Below are 23234 nucleotides of genomic sequence, written 5' to 3'. Positions count from 1 at the left end.
TACGCAACGTACTGAGGGAGCTGTCTTCACTTGGGGGGTGCGGGTATCTCCTGGCCGGAATCGGCCAGTGGCAACGGAATCGGCAGGGAGAAGGGTCCGGTGGGCGTCACGGTGGCGGTCCGGTCGGCCGGCTCGCCGGGCGGCGGCGGGCCGGGGACCCGTTCGCCCGGCGGACGCGGCGCGTTGTGCGCGCCGCGGACCAGCAGCGACGGATCGGTGTCGGCGCAATAGGTGTAGAGGTAGGGCTCGACGTAGTTGTTGAGCGATGGCGCCTGGCGGGGCAGATCGTAGGTGCAGGTGCGCCGTGGATACAGGCTCACCAGGCCCCAGAAGCCGCCGTCGTGGATCACGGTCACCAGCGCGTCGAGCGTGGAGCCTGCGCGTTGGGTCGGGAAGAAGAACTCCTGGAGAGCCGGGACGCGCGTCGTGGTCATCGACGCAACGGTCGACAGGTTCGTCAGCAGCGAAACCACCGCCGTGGAATTGTCCGCCACCATCGTGTCCAGCGCGGCGAGTGTGCCCGGCGTGGTGTGCAGGAGCTCGGTGTATCCGCCGGTCTTCGCCTCGACGCCGCGCGCCGAGGCGGCCAGATCGGCGGCGAATCGGTCGAGGGCGACCGATCCCGAGCCCACCGTCGACAGCACCGTGCGGCTGTCGCGGATCAGCGACACCGTCTGTGGCAGCACGGTGTCCAGTGTCGACACCAGGAAGATGCCGCCGTCGAGCACATCGGCCAGTTTCTGTGGGCCGCCGGGGCCGGAGCCCAGTTCGTCGAGCACGGCGGTGAGGCGGGCGGGATCGACCTGCGCCAGGGTGCTGTCCAGCGTGCCCAGCATGCGCCACAGCGGTGTCGGCACCGCCGTGCGGTCCTGGGTGATCACCGTGCCGTCGTCCAGATACGGCCCGGCAGATCGCCGCGGTCGGAAGTCGAGGAACTGCTCACCGGCGGTCGACAGGCTCGTCACCTCGACCGTGCCGTCGTCGGGCACCCTGACGCCGGCGTCGATGCGGGCCAGCGCCACCACCCCGCCGGGAGCGAAGTCGACCGCCGCGACCTCGCCGATCGGCACGCCACGCAACGTGACGTCCTGCCCGGGGAGCAGTCCACCGGATTCGGTGAGATGCACCCGGACCGTGATCGTCGCCGCGGTCGGGTCGACGCCGAGGGCACCGAAGACCAGATAGGTGGAACCGACCACCGCGGTCGTGGCGAGTGCGATCGCCGACACCGCGTGCCGGTACCGTGTCCCACCGCGGACCAGGCCGACCAGCAGGCGCGCGGGCAGGTCCGCGGTGGCGACCATCGCGCGACGCAGGCTCACCGGCCGGGTCCCAGCACGCGTTCGCGCAGCCGCAGCAGCGTGTAGGTCAGGGACCCGACCATCGCCTGCCAGTCGCTCGCGTCGGGGATCCGGCTGCCGGGATCGGCTTCGTGCCTGGGATCGGCCAGCGCGCCGATCGCGAAGTCCTGCAGGTCCACGTTTCCGTGGGCGGAGGTGCCGCTGCTCAGTTTGATGATCGAGGGCAGCAGCTTGTTCATCGCGACCAGGCTGGTCGACGGGTCGAGGATGGCGTCGTTGAGGCCCGCCGAGATCCGGTCGAGATTGCCGATGAGGCCGCCGATCTCGCCACCGCGCAGCACCGGGAACTTCGCCAGCTCGGCGGTGACACCGTCGATCCGGCGGACCATGTCGAGCATCTGGGGCGCGTTCGCGTCGACGACGGTCGAGGTCGGGCCCGCCGCGGCGACGAAGTCATCGATCACCTGGCGATCCCTGGCGAGTTCGCCCACCAGCCGGTCGGTTTCGGTGAGGGCGCGGCGGATGTCGTCGGATCTGGCCGACAGCGCGGTCACCAGGGCCCGCGATTGCTCGATCAGGTCGCCGAGCCGGTCACCGCGATCGCCCACGGCCCGGCCGAACCCGTTGACCACGGTGGTCATATTGCGGATCGCGCCGCCGTTGACCAGCAGGGACGCCGTCGTCAGCAGTTCCTCGACGGTCGCCGCCGCCGAGGTCTGCCCGACGTCGATGGTGTCGCCGTCCCGCATGGTCGCCGTCGCGAGCCCGGAATCGGCCGGGGCGTCCAGGGCCACGTAGACATCGCCGAGCGGTGTCGCGGTGCGCAACTGGGCGCGGGTGCCGACCGGCAACGCGACATCGGCCCGGATGGTCAAGTGCACCACGGCCCGGTAGTCGGCGACCGTCATCTCGCGCACCTCGCCGACATCTGCACCGGCCAGCCGCACCTTGGCCTTGTCGGGCAGATTCAGCGCATTGGTGAAACTCGCGGTGATCGTATAGCCCGGCGCTCCGGAGCCGCGCGCGGACAGCGGCAGATCCCCCAGTCCCACACCGCATCCGGTGGTCAGCACGAGCAACGCCGCGGCACCGGCTGCGGTCCCCAGAACGGAATTTCTACTCATCGAGGCAACCTGCTCATCGCTTCCAGCATGTCGGTGACCCCGAAGTCGGGGCCGAAGTCCTGCAAGGTCCCGGTGCTGCAGCCCAGTTGGCGGAGGCCGAGGATGTTGCAGACCTCCTTGACCATCTGCCCGTCGAACACCACGCTGTCGGTCAGCGCGTGGATGCGCGCGCCGCCGGTCTGCTGATCGACCGTGTTGTAGCCGTTGGCCATCAGCATCGGGGTGACGTCGAGGAACTCGGCGAGCTGATCGCGGTAGTCGGCCAGGGCTTTGATGACCGTCGCCGAATCGGTGACCGCCGAGTTCAGCGCCGCCCGGTTGTCGACGAGCAGTTCGTCGGCTTGGCGCATGACCGCGACGATCTGAGCCCCGGTGGTGCCCGCCCCGATGTCGAGCTGGGCCAGCATGTCACCGAGCTGGACCGACGCCGCGCCGAATTCACGGATGGTCTGGTCACCACGGGACGCGGCCGCGACCAGCGCCGCCAGCTCGTTCACGATCTGGGTGACCGTGTCGCGGGTCTGGGCGCCCGCGTCGTCGCCGAGGCGCAGGGCACGCGACAGCTCGTCCATGGTGGCCCGCAATTGATCGCCGTTGCCCGCGGTCGCCGAGGACGCGACCGCGAGCAGCCGGGCGATCGGGCCGTCTCCCGGCTCGGCACCGGACAGCCCGCCGGACATCCGGTCGGCCATCGAGAGCAGCCGGTCGATGCCGACCGGCGTCCTGGTGTGGTCCGGTGCGAGCACGGCGCCGTCACGCAGGACCGGTCCGCCGCGGTAGACCGGGGTGAACTCCACGTGCCGGTCGGTCAGCACCGAGGTGGACACGGTCACCGCGGTCGCGTCGGCCGGGATCGGGGTCGCACCGTCGACCCGCATGCGCACCTCGACGTAGGCCCCGGCGGGCGTGATCGCGGTGACCTCGCCGATCGGCATCCCCAGCACGGCGACCGCGTTGCCGACATATAGACCCGCGGCGTCGTCGAATCGCGCCACCACGGTGATGTCGTCGGGCTCGGTGCGCAGCGGTCCGCCCGCGCACCCGGCGAGGACACAGATCGCGAACAGCGCCAGCGCGCGCAGCACGATGGTCGGCGACATCATCGGCACTCCCCGAAGTATTTCGGCAGGCTCTGCTGCGCGGCCTGTCCGCTCAGCGCGCACATCCAGGAGTCGACGAGGACGCCCGCGGGAGCGTTGAAGTCGACCGAATTCCCGTTGCCCGCCGCGTTGGCGAGGTTGCGCACCGACACCGGCAGGATCTCGAGGGTGTTGCGCAGCAGGTCGTCGTGCCGGGCGAGCGAGCCGAGCAGCCCGTTCAGCCCGACGATCAGCTCGTCGACGCGGGGCCGGTCGTCGACGACGATCGCGCGCACCTGTTCGACCAGCCGGGTCGTCGCCGTCATCAGCAGTTCGATCACCTGCCGGCGCGCGGCGATATCGGTCAGCAGGTCCCGGCCCGAGGTCGCGATCGCGGTGAGGTCGGACTGCTGCGCGGTCACCGTCGCGGTGAGGTTGCGCACCCCGGCCAGCAGCGAACCGAGCTCCCCGCGCCGGCTCGCGAGAATGCCCGCCAGGGTCCGGATGTCGCCGAGCACCCCCGGCAGCACGGCCGGGACGCCGTCGAGCTGGGTGGCGAGCAGTTCCAGCGACCGGCCGACCTGCTCGGCGTCGATCTGTTCGAAAGTGGTGGTGGCGTTCTCCAGCGATTGCTGCAGATCGTAGGGAACAGCGGTGCGCGACAGCCCTATTCGGCGATCGGTCAGCTCGCCGGGGCCGGCGGGGCGCAGCTCGACGTAGCGGGCACCGAGCAGAGTGGTCAGCTTGATCGCGGCGGAGGTCTCGGTGCCCAGGGTGACCTGGTCGTCGACGCGCATCCGGACCACGACCCGGTCGCCTGCCAGGCGCTGGCCGGTGACCTCGCCGACCGGAACTCCGGCCACGGTCACACCGTCACCGACGCGCAGGCCGGCCGACTGGGCGAACTCGGCTTCGTAGCTGCGCTCACCGACGCCGAGGGCGGATACCCCGAGCGCGGCCAGCAGCACCCCGGCGAGCACGGTGAGCGCGATGACCCCGAGTACCCGGGGACGTTGTTCTTCGAGTGGGCGGCCGACCGCGACGAGGCGCCGGAGCCCGGGTGGGATCGTCATGAGTGGTTCACCTACACATCGGCGATTGCTGGACGGTGCCGGACGGGGTCGCGTAGCGGACGATCGCGGGCACGAGATCCGACAGCGCGGGGACAGCGGTGAAGCCGAGATTGCACAGGTAGACATTCATGTTCGCGCCCTCCTGGCTCACCCGGGCGATTCCCTTCAGCAGCACCGGGAGGTTGAAGCCCAGGTAGGCGAACTGATCCTTGTTCTGCTCGAAGTGCCGGGTGAAGCCCGGCTCCCGGGTCAGCAGCCGTTCCAGGGCGGGCCGGTCCTGGGCGACGACGGTCGCCATCCGGTCGGCGACCCCGGACGCCTCGGTCAGGGTCGTCATCAGCTCGGCGCGGTGGCGGGCCAGCCCGTCGACGATGGCGCGGGTCCGGCTCAGCAGGGTGCCGAACTCCGCGCGGCGGGTGTCGAGGTGGGCTACGACCTGGTCGAGGTTGACGATCACCGAGCCCAACACCTGATCGGGACCCGCGAGTGACTGGGCGAGCGTGGACATCTGGGCGATGAGCGTGGTCAACGATCCCGCGTCGCCCTGCAGGGCCCGCACCAGCGCGGCGGTGACGTTGTCCACCTGCTGCGGGTCCAGGCCGCTGAACAACGGCTCGAATCCGTTGAGCAGGCCGGACAGGTCGAACGAGGGCTCGGTGCGCTCCACCGGAATCTGTGCGCCGCCGGACAATTCGGCGGCGGGCCCGGCCGCCGGGCGGGACAGGCCGAGATAGCGCTGGCCGATCACGTTCTGGTAGGTGATCGCGGCGGTGGTGTCGGCGTACAGGTGCTGCTCGACCGCGACCCGGAAGCGCACCCGGGCCAGGGTGCCGTCGAGTTCGACGGCGTCGACCCGGCCGACCCGCACACCCGCCATGCGGACATCGTCACCGGAACGCAGGCCGGTGGCATCGGTGAAGATCGCCGAGTACGACCTGGTCGTGCCGTCGACGCCGCGGTGCAGCGTCACGAATGTCATCCAGATGAGCGCGAACGCGACGACGAGAAACATGCCGAGTCCGACGACCGAGCGACGGGACTTCATCGCGGGACACCTCCTGTTCCGGGGATTCCGGTGGTGAGCAGTTGGGCGAGAACCTGTTCGGCGGCATTGGCGTCACCGCCGAGCACGCGGCCGATCAGGTCCTGTAGTTCCGGGGCGAGCACCGGTTTCGGTAGGGAACGCGGGTCCAGCGAGGCGGGTAGTGGCTGCGCGGTGGCCGATTCCGGTGCGGTCGAGCAGCTGGGACCGGCCAGGTCGCCGTAGCGCGGGCAGTCGGCACGGGTGTAGGGCGTGTCGGCGCTCAGCCGGATCTGGAACTTTCCGGTCCCGGTCTGGGTCCGCTCGTTCCAGAACTCGGCGAACCACACGTCGGACAGCTTCTTGATCCGTCCCGCGATCGGGCCGAAATGTGAACTGCCCGCGGCGAAGACGTCCAGGACCGGCGTCAGCTGATCGGTCGCGGTGACCATCTCGTCGACGTGGGCGCCGAGCCCACCGCCGACCGTCGACAAGGTCGCGGCACCCGCAGTGAGGACATCGCGCAGCGCGGCGTCCTGGGCCGCCACCGTCTGCATCGGGATCACCGAATGATGCAGCGCGTCCAGCAGATCGGGGGCGGCGGCGGCCAGGCCCTGCACCGAAGCGGTGAGCGCCGCGATCGTCGATGGTTCCCCCGGCGGTGCGATCTGCGCGGACAGCCCGGCGGTGATCCGTTCGAGCGCAGCGCCCGCCGCGACCAGGTCGCCACCGCGCCGGTCGGTGGCGTTGGCCACCGCCGCCAGCACGCCGACGGTGTCACTCGTGCCGATCCGGGCGGAGGCGGCGACGATGGCGCGCAGTTTGGTCAGCGCCGTCTGCAATTGCACGGTCGACAGGCTGTCGTCCTGCTCGATCGCGTCACCGGCCCGCAGCGGCCTGCCCGGCCCGTTGTCGACCAGCTGGACCGAGGAGACCGCGAAGACATTGCCCGGGACCACCCGCGCGGTGACGGTACTCGGGACATCGTCGATCCGCGCGGGATCGAGTTCCAGCAGCGCCCGGCTTGGGCGCCCCTCGGATCCGGGTGACACCTGGGCGACGGTCCCGATGAGGACGCCACGAAACTTGACGTCGGAGCGCGGTGGCAGGCCGTCGCCGACGTGCTGGAGCACCGCGACGACTTCGGTCTTCTCGTCGAACGTTCCCGACGATTTCAGCACGACCGCGGTGACCCCGCCCGCCACGAGAGCGGCGAGCACGACGCCCCGGACCAACAGCCAGAACAGGGAGGGTCCACGCCCGTCCTTGTCGAACATCACCGGTAGTTCACCCTCCCAGCCGGGCGCTGGTGCCGATACCCCACAGGGCCACGGTCAGCAGCAGATTGACGACGATCATCACCGAGATCGCGGCGCGCATTGCCCGGCCTGCCGCGATGCCGACACCCTGCGGGCCGCCGGCGGCGTAGTAGCCGTAGTAGCACTGGATCGTGGTGGTCAGCAGGACGAACACGATGGCCTTGCCCAGCGAATAGACGATGTCGGGTCCGCTGAGCACGAGCTGGAAGTAGTGGTGGTAGGTGCCGAGCGACAGCCCACCCGCCGCGCCGACCACGAATTCGACCGCCAGGTAGTTCATCGCCAGACAGACCAGGTACAGCGGCACGATCGCCACGACCGAGGCCAGCAGTTTGGTGCTCACCAGGTAGGGAATCGACCGGATGGCCATGGACTCCATCGCATCGATCTCCTCGGAGATCCCCATCGCCCCCAGCTGCGCGGTGAATCGGCACCCGGCCTGCGCGGCGAAGGCCAGCGAGGCCATGATCGGGGCCAGTTCCCTGGTCGAGGCGGTCGAGGCGACCAGCCCGATCGCCGGTTCCATCCCCAGCAGGTGCAAGGCGTTGTATCCCTCGAGCCCCACGATCGCGCCACCCGCGGCGCCGAGCACGATGATCACGCCCGCGGTACCGCCGCCGACGACGATCGAGCCGTTCCCCCACGCGATATCCGACAGGGTCCGCAAGAATTCCGCACGATAGTTGCGCAGCATCACCGGAATGGCGAGCACGGCCCGGACGAAGAAGGTGAGCATGTGGCCGAGCCGCATGAACACGATGCCGATTTCCTTCAGGAGCACGGCCGCCATCCGTATTCCGGGCGGGTAGTAGGTCGACGCCATTACAACCCCTGCCGCGGGAACAGCATCATGAATATCTGCGTGAACAGAACATTCACGATCATCAACAGCAGGATCGACGAAACCACCGTGGAATTCACCGAATTCGCGACGCCCGCCGACCCACCCTCGGTCGTGAGTCCCTTGTGACAGGCGACGATCGCGACGATCGCGCCGTACACCACGGCTTTGATCAAAGTCAGGACGAGGTCGCCGACGGTGGCGAACGACGCGAAGGTGGCCACGAAACTACCCGGCGCGCCGTCCTGCGCGAAGACATTGAAGACGTAGCCGGCCACGAAACCGACGAAACAGACCACGCCCGTGAGTGAGACGCCGATGAGGACAGCGGCGGCGAACCGCGGGACGACCATGCGCCGGATGACCGAGACACCCATGATCTCCATGGCGTCGAGTTCCTCGCGGATCTTGCGGGAGCCGAGGTCCGCGCAGATCGCGGAACCGACCGCCGCCGCCATCAGCAACGCGGCCACCATCGGGGCGCCTTGCCGGATGACGGCCAGGCCGCTGGCGGCGCCTGCCAGCGAGGTCGCACCCACCTGACCTGCCAGCAATCCGAACTGGATGGACAGGGTGACACCGATGGGCAGGGCGACGAAGATGGTCGGCAGCACCGCGGCCGATGCCATGAAGGCGGCCTGATCCACGGCTTCGCGGACCGCGAACCGGCCGGTGAGGATATCGGTGATCAGGAACTGCACGGTGCGCACCCCGAGGACGAATTGTCCACCGACGGTGCCGAGCGCGACGCCGGGGTGCCGGTCGAGGTATCCACGGAACCAGGAGCCGACTGCCCGGCTGGCCGGCATCGAGTAGGGCTGCTCAGTGTTTCCGTATCGCGTTCGCCCGGAATCACCGAGTGCGCCGACAGAATTGGATTTTTTCGACATCCGGCATTCCTGACGAATCGTGGGGACACGCCGAATCACCCGGGAAAAGCGAGTAATTCGATCAGCAGGTCGGCCGCCGTCGGTCAACGTCGGCCCATCGATGTGTACTTCGGCACGGTTACTGGCGCGCCGACGATCTCCGCTGCGCGTCCAGCCGGGCCGCACCAGGATCTACAGGACGATACTGTATCACTTACAGTTGGATCTACAACAGCATTTCAGACGAAGTCCGAACCGCCGTCGACATTGATGTTGGCGCCGGTCATGTAGGAGTTGCGCCGGGAGGCGAGAAAGGCGACGACCGGACCGATCTCGTCGGGCAGGCCGGCCCGCGGCAGTTGCGCGGGATGCCCGTAGTGCTCACCGATGGCCGCCATCAGCCGGTAGGGGTCCGCACTCTCGATGCCGACCGAACGAGCCCAGCCGAGCAGGGCCGGCGTCACGAAGGTGCCGGGCGAGACGACATTGACCAGGATCTCCTCCGGCGCGAGCAGCAGCGACAGATTCTTCGACACGCTGGTGACCATGGCTTTGGCGGCCGTGTAGGCCGCCAGCGACACGGATTGACGCTGCGTCGAGTGCGCGGAGAAGTTCACAATCCTCCCCCACGACGCCCGGCGCAGCAGCGGCAGCGCCGCGTTGACGCAGTGCACCACGGGCAGGACTCCGTGATCGAGGGCCTCGCGCCACTGCTCGCCGGTCAGCTCTTCCACGGTGCCGCGCACATCCGGCCCGACCGTGTTGATCAGCGCGTTGAGCTCGCCGTCCCAGCGCTCACCCAGCTGCCCGAACACCGCCGCCACCTGCTCGACATCGCGTACGTCGGCGACGAGACCGACCGCGTCCGCACTCCCCGAGCGGACGAGCTCGTCGGCGGCCGCCTCGACATCGGCGGCGGAGCGTCCGACCACCGCGACCCGCGCGCCCTCCTGCGCCAGACATCGCGCGGTCGCCAGCCCCATACCCCGGCTACCGCCGACCACGACCGTGGCCGCGTCGCGCAACCCCAGATCCATACCGCACCCGCTTCGTATCAAGGAGATCCCCGGGGCGCGACCTCGATATCGTGGCCGACAGACAGGCTCACCGGCCTCCTATTCGCCGTTACTGTAAAGCATCCAGTAAGGATCGTGAAGAGTTCTCCGGCATTTCCCCGGCGACGGCTGCACGCTGCGGGGATACACCCCGGGACACCGTCACCCCGATTCCTGACGGGCCGCACTCGCCGGCACCCTTCGACACTCGAGATACCGCTGGCCACAGCGGTTTACGTACGAGTTCGTTGACATTTTTCACTGACATCTGTCAACATCAGCACACCGCTCCACACGTTGACAGCGGTCGAGGGCAAGGGTTAGAACCCAGCCATGAGTACAACCCCGGAGCAGCACCAGGGCCGACAGGCCCGGCGGCTGCACACACGGCAGCGGGTGTTCGACGCGGCCATCGCCGAACTGAAGCAGACCGGCGTGGCCGATGCCGACATCAACGCCATCGCCGAGTCCGCCGGTGTCGCACGCGGCACCTTCTACTTCCACTTCCCCACCAAGGAGCATGTGCTGCTCGAACTCGAGCAGCGAGAAGAGTTCCGCATCGCCCGTGCGCTGGAACGATTCCGGCGCCGATCCCCCGATCTGCGCGACACCTTAGTCAGGACCATCCGGCTGGTCACCGAGCTGGAGCGACAGCTGGGCAGCCTGCTGTTCAGAGATCTTCTCGCCATGCACTTCTCGCCGACGCGGCCGGTCGACGAGAGCTGGCGTGAGCATCCGCTGATCATCGTGCTGACCGAGGAGATCACCCGCGCCGGAGAGCGGGGCGAGGTACAGAACGCCGTCGAGTCGCACCACAGCGCGATGTTCTTCCTGCTCGGCCTCTACGGCCTGCTGACCTCGACCACGGGCACGAAAGCCCTGCGGCAGTCCGTACTCGACAGCTACCTCACCACCACACTGCGCAGCCTGGAGCCCCGATGAGGACGCACCGGCCGCACCGACAGACAGAGAGAGCCCAGCATGCTGCTCGACATCGTCCGACTGATCCTGACCTGGGGAGCGATGCTGCTGATCATCGCCTTCTGGTACTGGGTCATGAACAACATCGGCACCTTCTGACGAAGCACCGGCGCATTCCGCCGCACCGCGCGGTAACCCCTTGCCCGCGTGGACCTTAGAAGAAGAGAGTTCCCGTGAACGAACAAGATCGCCGGCGCAAACGTGCGCTGATCGTCTTCCAGATCGCCATCTACGGCTTCCTGCTGACGATGTTCCTGATCCAGATGCAGATGTACATGAACAGCGACTGGTAGGGACCGCCATGACCGCAACCGTCACCTTCGACCAGCACCACGAGGACAGCAGGCTCGCGCAGCGGCGCGCCGATCGCTGGCTCACCGCGGGCACCGCGCTGATGGGCACCTATGTCCTCGGGATCTTCGGCCTGCCACTGTTCCTGCGCGGGGTCTTGCTCCAGCGCAGGGCCCAGCGATCGGGGCTCTCCGTGCGGCCCGTGATCGTCACCCTGATCGGCTATCTCGTCATCCTGGACGCCTTCCTCAACACGGTCGGCTGGGCCCTCGACATCGGCGCCAGCCACACCCTGATCACCCGCGTGTTCTTCACCGCCTGGGGCAACTTCTTCGACGGCGGCTACTGGTGGCACTACAACGAACTCTGGATCGGCGGATCGGGCGCGCCGGGCGAGAAGGGCTGGGAGATCGCGTGCATCCTCGTCGTGTTCCCGATGCGCGTCGCCGCCGCGATCGCGTTCCTGCAGATGAAACGGTGGGGACACCAGTGGCTGACGGTGACCTGCTGGTTCGGCGTGGTCATCTGGGTCGGCTACATCGTGAACATGACCGTCTACGCCGACATCCGGTTCGACAGTGTCGTGCTGCCGGTCATCGGCTGGTGGCTCTACGACATCTTCTACATCACGCCGTTCCTGGCGATCCCCTACCTGCACTCCGTGAATCGCGAGATCTTCTCCGACTGAACCGGCCCCCGCTATCAGGAGCAACTCATGACCGACTCAGAATCCGGTGCCGGACAGGATCTTCCGCTCGGCACCACCCCGACGTTCGCCCGCATGCACAAGTTCCTCAAACGCGGCATCTTCGTGTGTCTGTTCGCCCTCGTCATCGAGGGCGCGTTCACGGTGCCCGCGCTGGCTCTCTGGTACGGGTGGCCGACCTTGTCGCTGCACGAGATCTGTGACGAGATGATCAAGGTCCGCTATTCCGACGACACGTTGACCTGCGAATATCCTGCGGCGTTCAACGCGCCGCCGCTGGGCGGCCAGGCCGAGGGCGCCGGGCAGACCACCGCCCGCGACGAGTGGGGCGTGCAGCCCAAACCCGGGTGGGAACGCATCGGCTTCCGCGAACTGGTGCGACACCACGACGAGCGCATCGCCCGGCAACAGGCCGAGCGGGCCGGTCGGTGAGTCCGCAGATACCGCATCCGGCGCGTGTCCTCGTCGAGGGCACGCGCCGGGCGGTGCGCACGGCCCGCAATCGCAGGTCCCCCGGTGCTTCGCGGGTGCCCTCGCAGCTCACCGACATCACACCGGCGTGGCTGGCCACCGCGCTCGGCAAACCCGTGGGGTCGATCCGGGCGATCACCGTCCTCGACAGCCATTCCGGCACCGCGGCCAGGGCCCGCATCGGTGTCGATGCCGACGACGACAGCATTCCCGACCGCCTGTTCGTGAAGCTGCCGCCGAGCGACTATCCGCAGCATGTCCTGCTCGATCTGTTCGGGCTGGCAGAGAAGGAGGTCCTCGCCTATCGGGCGCTGGGCGAGGACCCACCGGTGCGGATCCCGCGATGCCATGCGGCGGAGTCGGATCCACGGCGGTCGCGTTTCGCGCTGGTGCTCGAGGATCTCACCGCGACCGCACGGTTCCGGACCGTCGTCGACACGGTGAGCCGAGCCGAGGCCGAAGCAGTCGTCGACGCGATGGCCGACCTGCACTCGGTGTTCTGGAACAGCGACCGCTTCGCGGGTGACCTCGCTCCCCTCGCCCACCGCCCGGCGTTCGAGACGCACCTGGGGACGATGATCCGCAGGCTCCTGCTGCGAAACATCAAGGGACACACCGCCGACATGATCCCTGAAGCGGTCGCGCGGGCTTGCCGGATCTTCTATCTCCGCAGCGCCGAGATGGATACCTTGTGGGCGAGCCTGCCACAGACCCTGCTGCACGGCGACCCACACCTGGGCAACCTGTTCTTCGAGGACGACGGGCCGGGGTTCCTCGATTGGCAGATCGCGTCCGCCGGTGCGGGAATCCGCGATGTCGCGTATTTCCTGACTGCGTCTGTGGATCCGGCCTTGCTGCGCACGATCGAGCGAGCACTGGTCCAGCGGTATGTCGACCGGCTCGCCGCCGCGGGAATCGCGGTCGACGGTGCGCGGTGGTGGACGCTGTATCGGGCAGCGACCACCGACTGGTTCCTGGCCGCGGTGTGCACTGCCGAGGCCGGTGCGCGGATGCAGCCGCTGGAGGTGTCCAGGGAAGGTGTCCGCCGCGCGGTCGCGGCGGTCGAAGCGCACGACAGTTTCCGTGTGCTGACCGCGCTCGTGGACGGCCGGTGACCTCGCCGTCCCGAACCAGCGGAATCAGGTGAGGCGGATCGGTCAGGGCTGGGCTCTCGAGTCCGTGCCGATGTCGTCGATCAGGTTCCACCGCGACGCCGTCGCGGTATCGATGGGGTCGCCGGTGAGCATCATCCAGGCCGCACGCCAACGCCCGATCCGCCGGGGGATGCTCACCGTGCCCCCGGCGCCGGGGACCAGTCCCATCGCGATCTCGGGCAACCGGAACCGGGTGCCCGGCGCGGCGACGAGCCGTCCGGCGAAGGCCGCCATCTCGATGCCCGCGCCGATGCACGCACCCTGGACGTGCACGACGGTCCGATCGCGCAGCCGGTCGATGATGCGCCACGGCGCGCGCTCGAGCCGGACCTCGTAGGCGGCGACGACGTCGGTGGCGGTGCCGAACTCGTCGAGATCGCCGCCACTACAGAACACCGGACCCGCCCCGGCTATCCGCACCCGCTCGATCGCGGGGTCGAGTTCGGCCAAGCGCAGCACCTCGAGGAGTTCCTCGCGCAGGCGCGCGCTCAGGGCGTTGCGACGTTCGGCATGATCGAGAACGAGCGCGAGCTCCGCGCCGGAGCGGTCGAATCGCACCAGTGGGCGGTCGGGGAAGGTCACCGGACGCGGACCGCCCCGGCCACGTAGCCAGGTCCGGAACTCGGTGCCCGCCAGCAGCATCGAGTACACCGCTGCCTCGCTGCTCAGCGCGACAGTGGTGTCCGCGACGCCGGTCTGGCGCAGGAGCCTGCCCAACGCCACGCTCGCCCGCGGATTGTGTCGCGTCGCTTCCTCGAGCTGCCGTACGGCCGCGTCGGGATCGGGATGGGTCACGACCTGGCGGGATGTCTCCGGACCGTCGCTCAAGGTCAGGGTCAGCGCGTCCAGGAGCGGGGACACCGCGGGCGGGGCCGCACCGCGCAGGACGCCGACGGTGAGGCACAGCGAACCCGATAGCAGGGCCGCCGTGTCGGCGATCCGGGCGGGCGACGCGTCGGCCCAGTCGTCCAGCGGCAGGACCAGCAGTGGCTGTACCGGCGTTCCGTCCGCGTCGAGATCGAGTTCGAAGTCCACCGGCGCCGGGTCGCTCACATATCGGCTCACCGGCCCATCGTGGCACGTCGGCTGTCGTGTCCTTCGCCCTAGTATCGAGCTGTGCCTTTCACCCGCTCGTCCCAGTCCGGTTCACCGGTGGTGGACTGGTCCGACAGTGGTGTGGTCGCGCTGACCGGACGGCCCGACGGGCCCGTGCTGATGCCGCCCGGGCGGGCAGCGACGCACGCTCGGGAGCTGATCTCCGTCCTCGCTTCCGCTACCGGGACATCGATCGGGCTCGACGGCGCGCGCCTGCTCGGCGAACGCGCCGCGCTCACCGGGCTGCGCCGCGGTGGCGCGGTCTCGGCGGGCCGCCATTGCCGACTGCTGCGCACCGCCGACGGCTGGGCCGCGGTGTCGTGTGCCCGGCCCGGCGACGCCGACCTCATCGGCGCGCTCGTCGGCGTGAATCTCGACGGCGCGGATCCCTGGCCCGCGCTGACGCGCTGGGCCCGCGAGCATCCCGGCACCGAGCTGGGCGATCGCGCCGAACTGCTCGGTCTCGCGGCAGGTCCCGTCCGCACCCGCGCCGACCGCACAGTCCCGGGGCTCCCGGTTACCTCCGACCTTCGCCCGCCCGCTGCAACGCCATGGCCCGGGATGACAGCTCGCCCGGTCGCCGGACTCCTCGTCGTGGATTTCAGCGCACTGTGGGCGGGTCCGCTCTGCGCGCATCTGCTCGGGCTGGCCGGTGCCCGCGTCGTCAAGGTCGAAACGCCTCACCGCCCGGACGGCGCGCGGCGGGGCAATCCCGAGTTCTACGCGCTGCTGCACCACGGCCACGAGTCCGTGGTGCTCGATCCCGGGGAACCGGGTGGCAGACGCGCGCTCGCCGCGCTCGTCGACGCGGCCGACATCGTCATCGAGTCCTCCCGACCCAGGGCGCTGGCCGGATTCGGTCTCGACGCCACCCGCGCGGTCGCCCGCGGGACTTGCTGGATCTCGATCACGGCGGCGGGCCGATCCTCGCACCGGGTGGGTTTCGGCGACGACATCGCCGCGACCGCCGGTCTGCTCGCCCACGACATCGGCACGAACACACCGGTGTTCGTCGGTGACGCGATCGCGGACCCGCTGACCGGCATCACCGCCGCCGCGCTCGCGGCCTCGGCGCCTGCCGACGGATCCGGCGTGCTCTGGGACCTCTCGATGACCGACGTCGTCACGGCGACCCTGACCGACGAACCGGCCGCACACCTCCGGCGCGACGGCGAGCAGTGGATCGCCGACACCGAGGAGGGCCCGGTGCCGGTGGCCGACCCCACTCCCCGGGCACCGGCCGGTCCCGCACCGGAATCCGGCGCCGACACCGCCGGAGTGCTCGGCTCCCTCCGGATTCCGGTCCCGTGACCGTCATCGTGATCCGGCACGCCGAGGTCGACGGCGTCCCCGATCTGGATGTGCGGCTCCGCGACGGACGCGTGGATCAGCTCGGCCGGAACCTGTCCGCCCGAGATGCCGCGGAGGTGATCGACGCACACGGTGGTGCGCTGATCCCCGGTCTGCACGACCATCACCTCCACCTGCACGCGATTGCCGCCGACGCGACCTCCACGGCGTGCGGACCACCCACGGTCCGGGACCGCGCCGCCCTAGCGACGGCGTTGGCAGCCGCGCCCGGTGACGAACACGGCTGGGTGCGCGGCACCGGCTACGTCGACACCGTCGCGGGCGATCTCGACGCAGCGGCACTGGACGCGCTGTATTCTGCGCGCCCTGTCCGCATTCAGCATCGCAGCGGCGCGATGTGGATCCTGAACACCGCCGCCCTCACCACCGCGGGAATCAGCGGCCCCGCGCATCCGGGCGTCGAATGCGGCACCGACGGGCTTCCGACCGGCCGGATCTGGCGGGCGGACCCGTGGCTGCGCACCCGGCTGCCGCACACCGGGCCGCCGCGGCTCGACGGGGTGGGCGCGACCCTCACGGGATTCGGGATCACCGGGGTCACCGACGCCACGCCGGACCTGTCCGATCGATCACACGCGGCGCTGGTCTCCGCCGTGGCCGACGGCGCTCTACCCCAACGGGTTTCGCTGCTGGGTGCCCCACTCGGCCGCGTGTGGGAGTACACCGATCGCGTCGGCGCCGGACCCTACAAGATCGTGCTGGCCGATTCCGGACTCCCGCTGTTCGACGACCTCGTCGCGCGCGTCCGCGCCGCACACGCGGACCGCCGCGCTGTCGCGGTCCACTGCGTGACCCGCGAGGCGCTGGTCCTGCTGATGGCCACGCTGGACGTCGCAGGGTCGTTTCCCGGAGACCGCATCGAGCACGCGGCTATCGTGCCTGCCGACATCATCGACGCCCTCGCGGGCCGGGGCGTGCGCGTGGTCACCCAGCCCGGATTTCTCGCTCAGCGCGGCAGCTACTACCGCGACCACCTCGCCGACGGCGACCTGGCCGATCTCTACCGCTGTCGCACCCTGCTCGACGCCGGTGTGGGTGTCGCGCTGTCGAGTGACGCGCCGTACGGTCCGATGGATCCCTGGGCCGTCATCGCGGCCGCCGTCCACCGCCGCCCGGAAACGGGCGAGGTCCTCGGTCCGGAGGAATGTCTCTCCCCCACACAGGCACTCGATGCCTACCTCGCGCCGCTGGACGATCCCGGCGGCCCGCCCCGGCGCGTCCAGCCGGGCGCTCCCGCCGACCTCGTGCTGCTCCATGAACCGCTGCGCGGCGGGCTCGCTGCCGGCTCGGCCGACGTGGTCCGCCGGACGTTCCTCACCCGGGCTGCGACGTAACCACCGCTCGCCGGCCCACCCCACGGCAGCGCGTCAGCGGCACCGCGTCGACGATCTCGGCTGTCGAGACGTGCCAACCGCAGGGCAGGCCACAAGTGCGAAAGAGCCTGCGCTCCACGACACCCCGGGAGAAGGCGCGCGTGGTGACCGACGCCTGCGCCGCGTATCCGCACGACGGGCACTTCTCGAAATAGTCCAGCAGGTCGTGGGTCGTGGTGCCGATCAGATCGCCGAGAACGGGCTCGTCGCCATCCATACCGGGCAACCGGGGCGATCCGGTTCCGGCGCCGTTGCGCTCGACCATCGAGCACCATCCTCTCGCGCGAACTAGTTACTGTCGATATTACAGTAACTAATTCAGTCTAGTGCCTTTTTCCCGGTCACCACGACCGGCGTAGCATCCGGGGCAGACTCGGACACCTGCTCGTCCACCCCGGAATCGGTGGCGGCGGAGCGCACCCGGCCGGGCGCCCAGAAGACGGTGACCACTGCCGCGGCGAGCACCCCGGTCCCCAGCACCGTGGCCGCCGCGCCCGACCCGTGGACGAACGCCTCCTCGATCTGCTCGACGAGCGGACGCGCCGCGGGCCCGAAGACCCCGGCCGCCTCCAGCGCCGCGGCAGGCGAGGCCGCCACCGGCGCGCGCAACTCCGGCGGCAGTGCCGCCACCACCGGGCCGATCCGCTCTCGGTACCCGGCCGCGAGCAGGCTCCCGACGACCGCGATCCCGATCGCCGCGCCCACCTCACGGGTCGCATCGTTGACAGCCGCGGCGACGCCGTGTTTGTGCGTCGGCACCGCGCCGACGATGGCCGCCGTGGCCGGTGTCGCGGACAGCGCGATACCGAAGCCGATCACGACCAACGCCCACAGCAATTCGACGTACCCGCTGCCTACCGACAGCCGGGCCAGACCGAACATGCCCACCGCGGTGACGGCCAGTCCCGACGCCATCATGGCGCGCAACCCGACGCGCTCCGACAGCCAGGGGGCGACCGGCGAGACCAGCATGAGGGGAACCATGATCGGCGCCACCGCCAGTGCCGCACCCAGCGGGCCGTACCCGAGCACCAGCTGCAGGTACTGCACGACCAGCATGAAAACGCCGAACACCACGAGGAACTGGGCCGTGATGGTGAACGCTCCGGAACCGAACCGCCGGTCGGCGAAGAGCCGCACATCCAGCATCGGCGCGTCGGCCCGCAATTCCACCGCGACGAACAACGCAGTCGCGCCGAGACCGACCGCGAGGAGAACGAGCACGAGGGGATCGCTCCACCCGACCAACGGCACCTCCGACGCCGCGAACACCACCGAGCCGATAGCCACCGCCCCGACCACCGCACCGGCCGTGTCGAACCGGAGTCGCGACTCCTCGACGGATTCGGCCACCGTGCACGCGGCCACGGCCAGAATCAGGCCGGCACCGGCCATCGCCACGAGAATGGCCGTCCACGACCACCACATCAGCAGGGCGCCCGCACCCAGCAGTCCGATCGCGCCACCGCAGGCCACCGCCGCCGCCCAGATTCCGACCGCCAGCCCACGGCGCGACGCGGGAAACTCCGCGGTCAGCAACGACAGGGTCGACGGCATGACCAGCGCTGCCCCGGCACCGGTGACCGCACGCGCGGCGATGAGCCAGACCGGGCCCGACACCACCAGCGGGATCAGCGAACCGGCGGCCAGGACGATCAAGCCCGCCACCATCATCCGGCGGCGCCCGTACCGATCGCCGAGGGCGCCACCCGGCAGCACCAGGCAGGCCAGTGCGAGGGTGTAGGAATCGGTGATCCAGGTCAATTGCTGCTGCGAGGCGCCGGTCGCGGTGGCGATGCTCGGCAGGGCTCCGTAGAGCGCGACCATGCCCGCGATCACGAGCCCGACCGCGAGGCAGGCCACGAGCAGCGCCCAGACCCGGCCGGCGCCGAGCCTTTTCGAGTCGAGATTCCCTGTCATCCGACCCTCCACGATGCTCTGTCGAATCAGCTACTGTAATTATTCCAGTAGAACGTATCATCAGCTCGTGACCGACGTGCTGCACGACCTCATGACCTGCCTGGATCTGCGCGAACCCGATCCACGCGCGGGCCACACCGCACCCTCGCCGCCGGGCGCAGCGTCGCGGATGCTCACCGGAGCCAATCAGCAACTGCCGCACCGGCGCCTGTTCGGCGGCCAGCTCCTCGCCCAGTTCGTGCGCGCGGCACATGTCCACGCGCCGGACCGGTCGATCAAATCCCTGCACGCCCTGTTCACCAGGGAAGGGCGCACCGAGGACCCGGTCACCTATCTCATCGACCCCGTCCACCTCGGGCGCTCGTTCGGCGCGCTGACCGTCTCCGCGTGGCAGGGCGACCGAACGATCGCCACCTGCGCGATCTCCCTGCACAGCGACGAAGACGGCCCCGCGTATCAGCCGGACCACCCGGCCCTGTCGGCGCCCGGGCCCGAGCACCGCGTCGAGATCGAGCTCCTGCCCTGGGACACGCGAGCGACCTCGACACCCGACGACGGCGATGCCGGCGCCGACTTCGACCTGTGGATGCGCTTGCCCGGCAACGACTCCGGCGTCCGCGCGGCGCTCCTGGCCTATGCGAGCGACCTCCACGTGATCGCGACCGCGCTGCGATCGTTTCCCGGCATCGACCACCACGGCAACGGCCGGGACTTCACCTCCGCCACCACCTCGCACACGCTGTGGTTCCATCACCCGATGCCCACCGATGGCTGGCTGCTGCTGCGCCATCGTCCGGCGCTCGTCGGACGCGGCCGTTGCTACGGCCAGGGCGACGTCTTCGGCGAGGACGGCACCCTGATCGCCTCCTTCGCCCAGGAGTCGCTGCTGCGATTCCCCGCCGGCACGGCTCCCCGACCCCATCCTTGACCGTTACTGTATGGTTTACCGTAAATAAGACAATTACCCGTGGGGTGATCCAGGGCCACCGGGCCGTCCCGCCTTCGCCTCGCGCGCAGGGCGGCCCGGAGCGACAACCCAGCTCCCGAGGAGGGCGACTGTGAGCAGCACCGACGAACAATTCCGTGCCGCACCGATTTTCGATGCCGACCAGCACATGTACGAGAACCCCGACGCGCTGACGAGGTACCTGCCGGAGCGGTACGAGCGAGCGGTGCAGTTCGCCCAGATCGGCCGCCAGACCCGGATCGTGATCAACAACCAGGTCACCGACTTCATCCCGAACCCGACCTTCGAGCGGGTGGCCGCCCCCGGCGCGCACGAGAAGTTCTTCGCCGGGGAGAACACCGAGGGACTCACCCTGCGCGAGATGCAGGGCCCCGCGATCGACGCGCCCTCGGGAACCCGGAACCCAGCGGACCGGATCGCCGAGCTCGATCGCCAGGGTGTGGTCGAAGCGCTGAACTACCCCACCTTGGCCAGCCTGGTCGAGCATTCGGCCGCCGACGATCCCGCGCTGACGCTGGCGATCATCCACGCCCTCAACCAGTGGATGGCCGAACACTGGACCTACAACTACGAGAACCGCGTGTTCTCGACGCCGATCATCAACCTGTCCGAAGTCGATGCGGCACAGCGGGAACTCGCCTATGTCCTCGACCACGGCGCCAAGGCCGTGCTGATCAAGCCGGGACCGGTCAACGGGCTACACGGCTGGCGTTCGCCCGCCCTGCCGGAGTTCGACCCCTTCTGGCGCGAGGTGGAGTCCGCCGGTCTGCCCGTCGTCCTGCACGCGAGCTACCCGCCACTCGACAGCTACATCGCCCGCTGGGAACCGCCGCACACGGCGAACTTCATGGCGCAGAGCTCGTTCCGGTGGATGACCCTGGGGCATCGCGAGATCGCCGACATGATCACCAGCCTCATCTGCCACGGAACCCTGACCCGCTTCCCGAATCTCCGGATCGCCAGCGTCGAGAACGGCAGCTCGTGGATCCAGCCGCTGTTCCACGACTTCGAGGACCTCTACAAGAAGATGCCGCAGAACTTCCCCGAGCACCCGCACGAGGTGTTCCGGCGCAACATCTGGGTGAGCCCCTTCTGGGAGGGCTGCGTCGCCGACGTGGTCGACACGGTCGGGTGGGACAAGGTGCTCTTCGGGTCGGACTACCCGCACCCAGAAGGTCTCGCCGAGCCCCTCGGCTACTGGAAGTACGCCGAGGACATGGACGTGCAGCGGACCTACGATTTCATGGGCGACAACGCGCGGCGGTTCCTCGGCCTCCCGATCGCCAACCCCGCACCCACGCTGCGGTCCGCGCAGGCCACGCCCGATCCGGTGTAGTGCATCGGGCCGGTGCTCCCTACCCTGTGGAGCACCGGTGGGTGGTCATCGCGACCGCGCCGGCCGAACGGCGACCCGGATTGCGCTTCGACCGTAAGCTGGAACACGTTCTATATTGCATAGTTGTCGTCAGCGACAGGGGGAGACCGACCGTGGATCGCCACACCTCCACCGCCCGATGGAAACGACTCCGGGCCAGGTTCTCGCTGCACGATTTCCATCCGGATCTGCGTTCGATGGCGGCGGTCGCGCCGAGCCGCGCCGTTTCCCGCAGGTCGCTGCCGTTGTTGCGCGGGCTCGTCGGCCTTCTGCGGCTGCGCTCCTCTCCCCATGCCACCGAAGCGACCACCGATGCCGGGGTCCGGGTCCGGCTGCACCACCCGCGCCACCCGGTGGCCGGTCCGCTGCCCGCTCTGCTGTGGATTCACGGCGGAGGGTACGTCTTCGGCGTGCCGGAACAGGATGACGCGGTGTGCCGTGGTCTCGCCGAGTCTTTGGGAATAGTCGTCGCCGCGGTGGACTACCGGCTCGCCCCCGAGCATCCGTATCCCGCAGGCCTCGAGGACTGCTACGACGCGATGACCTGGCTCGCGCGGCGCTCCGACATCGACGCGCGACGGGTCGCGATCGGCGGCGCCAGCGCGGGCGGCGGCCTCGCCGCGGCCCTCGCGCTACTCGCCCGAGACCGCGGCGAGGTCGCACCCGTCTTCCAGCTGCTGGTCTACCCGATGCTCGACGACCGGACCTCGGCCCGGTCCGACCTGGACGACACCCGATGGCGGTTGTGGGATCGGCGCAGCAACCACTTCGGCTGGGCCGCCTATCTCGGCGACACCGATCCGGAGATCGCCGTACCGGCACGCCGCACCGACCTTTCCGGAACCGCGCCCGCCTGGATCGGCGTGGGCACCGCCGACTTGTTCCACGACGAGTCCACGGCGTACGCGAAACACCTGGCCGACGCCGGCGTCCCGTGCACCGTCGAGATCGTCACGGGCGCATTCCATGGTTTCGACCTGGTCCTACCGAAGGCACCGGTGTCGCGGTCGTTCTTCGCGAGTCAACGCGACGCGCTGCGCGCGGCGCTCGTCGACCGGGCCTTCCCCGTGCCGAGCCCGCACAATCCCGCCAGGTAGTCCTGTTCGGGAAATCCACCCTCCAACAGTGAATCTCCCCCCAAGCCAAAGAAGTGCCCGAGCCTGCCCTGGTCGCCGGCCTGTACCAATAGGCGGCTGACAGCTTCAAACGCGCCGCGCAGAGACGGAGGTCACGCGAGACTCAGCCCAGCCACTGCGCTAACGCATCGGCGAACTCTGGCGATCAGTCGGCGATGGAACAACAACGGCGGAGGGGGCCACGGTGGCGATCCAGAAGGTGACGAATCGAACTCGCTGGACGCTGCTCGCGCTATTCGTCGTCGGGCTCGGCACATTCGCGATCCTCCTTACCGCGCTGGACGAGTTGAACGACGACCACCCTGCACATGTGTCCGCTACCACACACCGAACCATCACGATCGCCGCGCCGACGCCTGCCACTTCTGTGGCTCCGACGTCCAGGACGCCGATAGTAAGTGAAGTGTTCTTCGCTCCCGGAACGTTCAGCATCGGAGACGTCATCAGCGGCGGCCCGCTGTCCTCAATCCCTCCCGGCAGGTATCGCGCCATACCTGTCGGCGCGGGCGGATACGTGACGCGATGCGCGGCGCTGCCGTGCACGCCGAACCACCCACACCACGTGGTCTCCACGGAACAGGTTGTGAGTGAAACCGTTCTCGATCTCGAGCCCAGCGACGCCGCCGTACTCACCTTCGAGGTGCGCTTGGTCCCGACGAGGTAAATCGCAACCTGACCCTCCGCGAGCACCAGGCCGTCGACCTCATGGAGG

General features: G+C 69.2%; 22 protein-coding genes. 10 read left to right on the top strand and 12 right to left on the bottom strand.

The window, feature by feature from the left end; all coding sequences use genetic code 11:
- Nucleotides 1–26: 26 nt before the first annotated feature.
- The 9 genes from AB0L91_RS28065 to AB0L91_RS28025 all read right to left on the bottom strand — a co-directional run bounded on the left by AB0L91_RS28065 (nt 27) and on the right by AB0L91_RS28025 (nt 9664).
- On the bottom strand, nt 27–1322 hold the full coding sequence (locus tag AB0L91_RS28065) for an MlaD family protein (RefSeq protein ID WP_365015194.1): 1296 nt from the start codon (nt 1320–1322) through the stop codon (nt 27–29).
- Complete coding sequence (locus AB0L91_RS28060) at nt 1319–2425, bottom strand: MlaD family protein (protein ID WP_365015191.1); 1107 nt, start codon at nt 2423–2425, stop codon at nt 1319–1321. The genes AB0L91_RS28065 and AB0L91_RS28060 overlap by 4 nt, the downstream gene beginning before the upstream one ends.
- The gene (locus AB0L91_RS28055; protein WP_357350625.1) at nt 2422–3528 is read right to left on the bottom strand and encodes an MCE family protein; all 1107 of its coding nucleotides are present in this window, start codon (nt 3526–3528) and stop codon (nt 2422–2424) included. Before AB0L91_RS28055 ends, AB0L91_RS28060 begins: the two co-directional genes overlap by 4 nt.
- Nucleotides 3525–4577: an MCE family protein gene (locus tag AB0L91_RS28050; protein ID WP_365015186.1), complete on the bottom strand. Its 1053-nt coding sequence runs from the start codon at nt 4575–4577 to the stop codon at nt 3525–3527. The genes AB0L91_RS28055 and AB0L91_RS28050 overlap by 4 nt, the downstream gene beginning before the upstream one ends.
- A gap of 7 nt (nt 4578–4584) precedes the next feature.
- Nucleotides 4585–5622 carry an MlaD family protein gene (locus tag AB0L91_RS28045; RefSeq protein WP_357350628.1) on the bottom strand — a complete coding sequence of 346 codons (1038 nt, stop codon included), beginning with the start codon at nt 5620–5622 and terminating at the stop codon, nt 4585–4587.
- Complete coding sequence (locus AB0L91_RS28040) at nt 5619–6875, bottom strand: MCE family protein (protein WP_365015312.1); 1257 nt, start codon at nt 6873–6875, stop codon at nt 5619–5621. Before AB0L91_RS28040 ends, AB0L91_RS28045 begins: the two co-directional genes overlap by 4 nt.
- Nucleotides 6876–6885: 10 nt before the next feature.
- Entirely contained in the window at nt 6886–7707 is an 822-nt protein-coding gene (locus AB0L91_RS28035; RefSeq protein WP_355278407.1) for an ABC transporter permease, read from the bottom strand.
- 32 nt (nt 7708–7739) lie between these two features.
- Nucleotides 7740–8567 (bottom strand): ABC transporter permease, encoded by an 828-nt coding sequence (locus AB0L91_RS28030; RefSeq protein ID WP_357350630.1) that lies wholly within the window; start codon nt 8565–8567, stop codon nt 7740–7742.
- 299 nt (nt 8568–8866) lie between these two features.
- Nucleotides 8867–9664: an SDR family oxidoreductase gene (locus tag AB0L91_RS28025; RefSeq protein ID WP_365015180.1), complete on the bottom strand. Its 798-nt coding sequence runs from the start codon at nt 9662–9664 to the stop codon at nt 8867–8869.
- A gap of 351 nt (nt 9665–10015) precedes the next feature.
- Here AB0L91_RS28025 and AB0L91_RS28020 point away from each other — a divergent pair, with 351 nt between their 5' ends.
- The 4 genes from AB0L91_RS28020 (at nt 10016) to AB0L91_RS28005 (ending at nt 13246) form a co-directional block, all read left to right on the top strand.
- The gene (locus tag AB0L91_RS28020; RefSeq protein WP_365015177.1) at nt 10016–10624 is read left to right on the top strand and encodes a TetR family transcriptional regulator; all 609 of its coding nucleotides are present in this window, start codon (nt 10016–10018) and stop codon (nt 10622–10624) included.
- Between the two features lie 340 nt (nt 10625–10964).
- On the top strand, nt 10965–11642 hold the full coding sequence (locus AB0L91_RS28015) for a hypothetical protein (RefSeq protein ID WP_365015175.1): 678 nt from the start codon (nt 10965–10967) through the stop codon (nt 11640–11642).
- 27 nt (nt 11643–11669) lie between these two features.
- Nucleotides 11670–12092, top strand: coding sequence for a hypothetical protein (locus AB0L91_RS28010; protein ID WP_365015173.1), 423 nt, complete (start codon nt 11670–11672; stop codon nt 12090–12092).
- Nucleotides 12089–13246: an aminoglycoside phosphotransferase family protein gene (locus tag AB0L91_RS28005; protein ID WP_365015170.1), complete on the top strand. Its 1158-nt coding sequence runs from the start codon at nt 12089–12091 to the stop codon at nt 13244–13246. Before AB0L91_RS28010 ends, AB0L91_RS28005 begins: the two co-directional genes overlap by 4 nt.
- A 42-nt stretch (nt 13247–13288) precedes the next feature.
- Here the strand turns inward: AB0L91_RS28005 and AB0L91_RS28000 are convergent, their stop codons facing one another.
- Entirely contained in the window at nt 13289–14350 is a 1062-nt protein-coding gene (locus tag AB0L91_RS28000) for an enoyl-CoA hydratase/isomerase family protein (protein ID WP_365015167.1), read from the bottom strand.
- Between the two features lie 87 nt (nt 14351–14437).
- Here AB0L91_RS28000 and AB0L91_RS27995 point away from each other — a divergent pair, with 87 nt between their 5' ends.
- Nucleotides 14438–15691 (top strand): CoA transferase, encoded by a 1254-nt coding sequence (locus tag AB0L91_RS27995; RefSeq protein WP_365015310.1) that lies wholly within the window; start codon nt 14438–14440, stop codon nt 15689–15691.
- The gene (locus AB0L91_RS27990; RefSeq protein ID WP_365015163.1) at nt 15688–17085 is read left to right on the top strand and encodes an amidohydrolase family protein; all 1398 of its coding nucleotides are present in this window, start codon (nt 15688–15690) and stop codon (nt 17083–17085) included. The genes AB0L91_RS27995 and AB0L91_RS27990 overlap by 4 nt, the downstream gene beginning before the upstream one ends.
- Here the strand turns inward: AB0L91_RS27990 and AB0L91_RS27985 are convergent.
- Both AB0L91_RS27985 and AB0L91_RS27980 read right to left on the bottom strand, forming a co-directional pair.
- The gene (locus AB0L91_RS27985) at nt 17066–17389 is read right to left on the bottom strand and encodes a hypothetical protein (protein WP_365015160.1); all 324 of its coding nucleotides are present in this window, start codon (nt 17387–17389) and stop codon (nt 17066–17068) included. The two genes, AB0L91_RS27990 and AB0L91_RS27985, sit on opposite strands and share 20 nt — an antisense overlap.
- A 53-nt stretch (nt 17390–17442) precedes the next feature.
- Nucleotides 17443–19044, bottom strand: coding sequence for an MFS transporter (locus AB0L91_RS27980; protein ID WP_365015157.1), 1602 nt, complete (start codon nt 19042–19044; stop codon nt 17443–17445).
- Between the two features lie 67 nt (nt 19045–19111).
- On the opposite strand from AB0L91_RS27980, the gene AB0L91_RS27975 reads away from it, so the two are divergent.
- The 4 genes from AB0L91_RS27975 (at nt 19112) to AB0L91_RS27960 (ending at nt 23186) form a co-directional block, all read left to right on the top strand.
- Entirely contained in the window at nt 19112–19972 is an 861-nt protein-coding gene (locus AB0L91_RS27975) for an acyl-CoA thioesterase domain-containing protein (RefSeq protein ID WP_365015154.1), read from the top strand.
- 187 nt (nt 19973–20159) lie between these two features.
- Nucleotides 20160–21347, top strand: coding sequence for an amidohydrolase family protein (locus AB0L91_RS27970; protein ID WP_365015308.1), 1188 nt, complete (start codon nt 20160–20162; stop codon nt 21345–21347).
- 236 nt (nt 21348–21583) lie between these two features.
- Entirely contained in the window at nt 21584–22483 is a 900-nt protein-coding gene (locus AB0L91_RS27965; RefSeq protein WP_365015306.1) for an alpha/beta hydrolase, read from the top strand.
- A 223-nt stretch (nt 22484–22706) separates the two neighbouring features.
- The gene (locus AB0L91_RS27960) at nt 22707–23186 is read left to right on the top strand and encodes a hypothetical protein (protein WP_365015152.1); all 480 of its coding nucleotides are present in this window, start codon (nt 22707–22709) and stop codon (nt 23184–23186) included.
- Nucleotides 23187–23234 lie beyond the last annotated feature (48 nt).

It is taken from the genome of Nocardia sp. NPDC051833 (assembly GCF_040681225.1).
GTDB lineage: Bacteria > Actinomycetota > Actinomycetes > Mycobacteriales > Mycobacteriaceae > Nocardia.
The sequence above is the reverse complement of the archived record's forward strand: the minus strand, read 5'-3'. Positions and strand labels throughout refer to the sequence as shown.

What these genes read in the sequence shown, in the direction of transcription:
- AB0L91_RS28030 (WP_357350630.1), bottom strand. Translation starts at nt 8,567, where the DNA reads ATGCCGGCCAGCCGGGCAGTCGGCTCCTGGTTCCGTGGATACCTCGAC.
- AB0L91_RS28010 (WP_365015173.1), top strand. Translation starts at nt 11,670, where the DNA reads ATGACCGACTCAGAATCCGGTGCCGGACAGGATCTTCCGCTCGGCACC.
- AB0L91_RS27980 (WP_365015157.1), bottom strand. Translation starts at nt 19,044, where the DNA reads ATGACAGGGAATCTCGACTCGAAAAGGCTCGGCGCCGGCCGGGTCTGG.
- AB0L91_RS27985 (WP_365015160.1), bottom strand. Translation starts at nt 17,389, where the DNA reads ATGGTCGAGCGCAACGGCGCCGGAACCGGATCGCCCCGGTTGCCCGGT.
- AB0L91_RS27970 (WP_365015308.1), top strand. Translation starts at nt 20,160, where the DNA reads ATGTACGAGAACCCCGACGCGCTGACGAGGTACCTGCCGGAGCGGTAC.
- AB0L91_RS28040 (WP_365015312.1), bottom strand. Translation starts at nt 6,875, where the DNA reads ATGTTCGACAAGGACGGGCGTGGACCCTCCCTGTTCTGGCTGTTGGTC.
- AB0L91_RS27965 (WP_365015306.1), top strand. Translation starts at nt 21,584, where the DNA reads ATGGCGGCGGTCGCGCCGAGCCGCGCCGTTTCCCGCAGGTCGCTGCCG.
- AB0L91_RS28050 (WP_365015186.1), bottom strand. Translation starts at nt 4,577, where the DNA reads ATGACGATCCCACCCGGGCTCCGGCGCCTCGTCGCGGTCGGCCGCCCA.
- AB0L91_RS28045 (WP_357350628.1), bottom strand. Translation starts at nt 5,622, where the DNA reads ATGAAGTCCCGTCGCTCGGTCGTCGGACTCGGCATGTTTCTCGTCGTC.
- AB0L91_RS28025 (WP_365015180.1), bottom strand. Translation starts at nt 9,664, where the DNA reads ATGGATCTGGGGTTGCGCGACGCGGCCACGGTCGTGGTCGGCGGTAGC.
- AB0L91_RS28020 (WP_365015177.1), top strand. Translation starts at nt 10,016, where the DNA reads ATGAGTACAACCCCGGAGCAGCACCAGGGCCGACAGGCCCGGCGGCTG.
- AB0L91_RS28035 (WP_355278407.1), bottom strand. Translation starts at nt 7,707, where the DNA reads ATGGCGGCCGTGCTCCTGAAGGAAATCGGCATCGTGTTCATGCGGCTC.
- AB0L91_RS28055 (WP_357350625.1), bottom strand. Translation starts at nt 3,528, where the DNA reads ATGATGTCGCCGACCATCGTGCTGCGCGCGCTGGCGCTGTTCGCGATC.
- AB0L91_RS28060 (WP_365015191.1), bottom strand. Translation starts at nt 2,425, where the DNA reads ATGAGTAGAAATTCCGTTCTGGGGACCGCAGCCGGTGCCGCGGCGTTG.
- AB0L91_RS28015 (WP_365015175.1), top strand. Translation starts at nt 10,965, where the DNA reads ATGACCGCAACCGTCACCTTCGACCAGCACCACGAGGACAGCAGGCTC.